The 3,789-nt window shown below is 70.8% G+C and carries 4 protein-coding genes; all 4 read left to right on the plus strand.

The features are described 5' to 3' along the window. Positions 1-116 precede the first annotated feature (116 nt). On the plus strand, positions 117-1,049 hold the full coding sequence (gene dapD, locus ASF38_RS05400; RefSeq protein ID WP_055968700.1) for a 2,3,4,5-tetrahydropyridine-2,6-dicarboxylate N-succinyltransferase: 933 nt from the start codon (positions 117-119) through the stop codon (positions 1,047-1,049). A gap of 63 nt (positions 1,050-1,112) precedes the next feature. Next, positions 1,113-1,943 (plus strand): hypothetical protein, encoded by an 831-nt coding sequence (locus ASF38_RS05405; RefSeq protein WP_055968702.1) that lies wholly within the window; start codon positions 1,113-1,115, stop codon positions 1,941-1,943. 118 nt (positions 1,944-2,061) lie between these two features. Further along, the gene (locus ASF38_RS05410; protein ID WP_056574267.1) at positions 2,062-3,111 is read left to right on the plus strand and encodes a CoA ester lyase; all 1,050 of its coding nucleotides are present in this window, start codon (positions 2,062-2,064) and stop codon (positions 3,109-3,111) included. A 38-nt stretch (positions 3,112-3,149) separates the two neighbouring features. Further along, positions 3,150-3,789, plus strand: a 640-nt coding sequence (locus tag ASF38_RS05415; protein WP_235497459.1) for a CoA ester lyase, incomplete at its 3' end; no start/stop codon positions are given.

Raw genomic sequence — 3,789 nt, forward strand, 5'->3', positions numbered from 1 at the left:
ACGCGTGCAGGTCGTTCACGTCGATGCAGAGGTCCTTGTAGGTCACCAGCGCCATGCGGTCCACGCTAGGTCCACTCACCGACGGGCGCCATCGACGGATCGGTAGGTTGAGGGCCATGAGCGAGCAGAGCGCGTACGGCTACGGCCTGGCCACCCTCACCGAGGACGCCGACGTCCTCGACGTCTGGTTCCCCGAGCCCCGGCTCGGCACCCCCGGGCACGACCCGGAGCCCGAGGAGCTCACGGCACTCACCGGCGAGGACGCGGTGCGCCAGGTTCGCAAGGCCGTGGTGCACGTCGTCGCGCCGGACCTCTCGGCACCGCCCGCCGACGTCTACGACGTGTGGCTGCGGCTGCACCTGCTCTCGCACCGTCTCGTCCAGCCGCACGGGGTCAACCTCGACGGCCAGTTCGGGCTGCTCACGAACGTCGTCTGGACGACGATCGGTCCGTGCGCGGTCGCCGGGTTCGAGCACACCCGCGCCCGCGCCCGCGCCGCCGGCCTCACGGTCAACGTGACCAGCATCGACAAGTTCCCCCGGATGACCGACTACGTGATCCCGTCCGGCGTGCGCATCGGCGACGCCGACCGCGTGCGCCTCGGCGCGCACCTGGCCGAGGGCACCACCGTCATGCACGAGGGCTTCGTGAACTTCAACGCCGGCACGCTGGGCCACGCCATGGTCGAGGGCCGCATCTCGGCCGGTGTCGTCGTGGGCGACGGCACCGACATCGGAGGCGGCGCGAGCATCATGGGCACGCTCTCGGGCGGTGGTACCGAGGTGATCTCGATCGGTCGCAACAGCCTGCTCGGCGCCAACTCCGGCATCGGGATCTCGCTCGGCGACGACTGCGTGGTCGCCGCCGGCTGCTACGTCACCGCGGGCACCAAGGTGCGCACGCCGGACGGCTCCGTGGTGAAGGCGGCGGAGCTGAGCGGGCAGGACAGCCTGCTGTTCCTCACCAACAGCGAGACCGGCCAGATCGAGGCGCGCCCTCGCGGCGAACGGCGCGGCATCGAGCTGAACTCCGACCTGCACGCCAACTGACCCCGGCCCGGACCCGGCACCAGGTGCCCGGCCGGATTGACGTCGTCTGCCTAGGCTGACCGGGTGAAGCTGCGCTGGGTCCTGCTGGGCGCCGTCCTCGTGGCCGGCGTCCTGGTGGCGGTCGTGGTGACCGACCGCACGCCGCTGCGCACCGAGTACTGCGTGGCCCGGGTGGGCGAGACGCGTGCGCAGGTGGACGTGGAGCAGGCGCGCTGGTCGGCCCTCATGGCCGCGACGGCGCAGAACCGCGGACTTCCCCCGCGCGCCACCACGATCGCGATCGCGACCGCCTTCCAGGAGTCCAAGGTCCGCAACATCGACTTCGGTGACCGGGACTCCGTGGGTCTGTTCCAGCAACGTCCGTCGCAGGGCTGGGGCACGGTCGAGGAGATCCTGGACCCGCACTACGCGATCGGTAAGTTCTACGACGGCCTCGAGAAGGTCGACGACTACACGTCGCTCGAGATCACGGTCGCGGCGCAGGAGGTGCAGCGCTCGGCGTTCCCTGGCGCCTATGCCCAGCACGAGGACTACGCCCGCGCGCTGGCCTCCGCCCTCCGGGGCTACAGCCCCGCCGCGTTCACCTGCCAGATCAACCCGGTCGGTGGCGGTTCGGTGCGGACCGTGGCGGCCGACGTCGACAAGGCCTTCGGGGAGATCCCCCGCAGCACCGACGACGCCGAGGACGCGCTCACGTACCGCCTCGACGGCGCGGCCGCCGACGTGCGGGCGCGCGGGTGGGCCCTGGCGCACTACCTGGTGGCCAACGCGGCCGACCTGCAGGTCGCGTCGGTCAGCTTCGACGGCCTGCGCTGGACGGCGGAGTCCTCGCCGGACGGCTGGGTCGCCGACGAGGCCGCCCGCGACGACCGTGTGGTCATGTCCGTCCGCTGACCCGGCGGGGGTGCCGGGCCCCGGGCGGCTGGACGCACTGTGAGACCCGCCCTACTCACGGGTCACGAGTCCCGGCCATACTGTCGGGCAGTCCCGACGTCTGCAGGAAGAGACCCGCGTGCGCAACCCCCGTGCATTCCTCCGTCCGCTCGCCGTCGGAGCTCCCGCTCCGCTCGCCGAGGTGCCGTTCCGTCCGAGCCGGATGATCCACTTCTTCGACCCGAGCAACGAGAAGATGGCGGCGAAGGTCCCCGACATCGCCTCGAAGGTCGACATCATCCTCGGCAACCTCGAGGACGCGATCAAGACCGAGAAGAAGGAGGCCGCGCGCCAGGGTCTCGTCGACATCGCGAAGGCCACCGACTTCGGCGACACGCAGCTGTGGGTGCGCGTCAACAGCCTCGACTCCCCCTGGGTCCTCGACGACCTGACGACGCTGGTCACCGAGATCGGCGACAAGCTCGACGTCATCATGGTGCCCAAGGTCGAGGGCGCCCAGGACATCCACTACGTCGACCGTCTGCTCGCCCAGCTCGAGGCCAAGGGGAAGGTGCATAAGCCGCTGCTCGTGCACGCGATCCTCGAGACCGCGCTCGGCGTGACGAACGTCGAGGAGATCGCCGCCGCCAGCCCGCGCATGCAGGGCATCAGCCTCGGCCCGGCCGACCTCGCGGCGAGCCGCCGCATGAAGACCACGCGCGTCGGCGGCGGCCACCCGGGCTACCTGGTGCGCCAGGACCCGACGGGCGAGGACCTCACCGAGGGCCGCACGACGTACCAGCAGGACCTGTGGCACTACACGATCGCGCGCATGGTCGACGCCTGCGCGGCGAACGACATCCTCCCGTTCTACGGGCCGTTCGGTGACATCAAGGACGTCGTGGCCTGCGAGGACCAGTTCCGCAACGCGTTCCTGCTGGGCTGTGTCGGCGCGTGGAGCCTGCACCCGGTGCAGATCGACATCGCCAAGTTGGTCTTCTCGCCCAGCGCCGAGGACGTGGCGCACGCCAAGCAGGTCGTCGAGGCCATGGGCGACGGCTCGGGCGCGGTGATGATCAACGGCAAGATGGAGGACGACGCGTCCTGCAAGCAGTGCCTGGTGATGCTCGACCTCGCCCGCGAGCTGGCCGAGCGCGACCCCGAGCTGAAGGAGCTGTACGACCTGTGAGCACTCCCGTCATCCGCCCCCGCCGTTCCGTGCTGTACATGCCGGGTGCGAACGAGCGCGCTTTGGAGAAGGCCAAGACGATCGACGCCGACGCGCTGATCCTCGACCTCGAGGACTCCGTCGCCCCCGATGCCAAGGCGCAGGGCCGCGACAACGTGTGCGCGGCCGTCCGGTCCGGCGCGTACGGTCACCGTGAGCTGGCGATCCGGGTCAACTCCATCGGTACCGAGTGGCACGACGACGACGTGCGCGCCGCCGCGGCCGCCGGTCCCGACGCGATCCTCGTCCCGAAGGTGGAGTCGGCCGAGCAGGTGCGTGCCCTCGTGGCCGCCCTCGAGCAGCACGGCGCCCCGGAGCACACCCAGCTGTGGGCCATGATCGAGACCCCGCGGGCCCTCCTGCACGCCGAGGAGATCGCGGCCGCCCACGAGCGCCTCACCGTCGTCGTCATGGGCACGAACGACATCGTCAACGAGACCTACGGTCTGCACGTGCCGGGCCGCAACGCCACCGTGCTCACGTCGCTGTCGTGGACCCTCCTGGCGGTGCGCGCCGCCGGCAAGGTGATCATCGACGGCGTCTACAACGCGGTCAAGGACCCCGAGGGCTTCGAGGCCGAGGCCCGCCAGGGGCGCGAGATGGGCTTCGACGGCAAGACCCTCATCCACCCCTCGCAGG

The sequence above is a fragment of the Aeromicrobium sp. Leaf272 genome, assembly GCF_001422865.1.
Classification (GTDB): Bacteria; Actinomycetota; Actinomycetes; order Propionibacteriales; family Nocardioidaceae; genus Aeromicrobium.

Bases quoted from the DNA above. Each gene is read 5' to 3' on its own strand.
- dapD (WP_055968700.1), top strand. From the start codon at position 117: ATGAGCGAGCAGAGCGCGTACGGCTACGGCCTGGCCACCCTCACCGAG.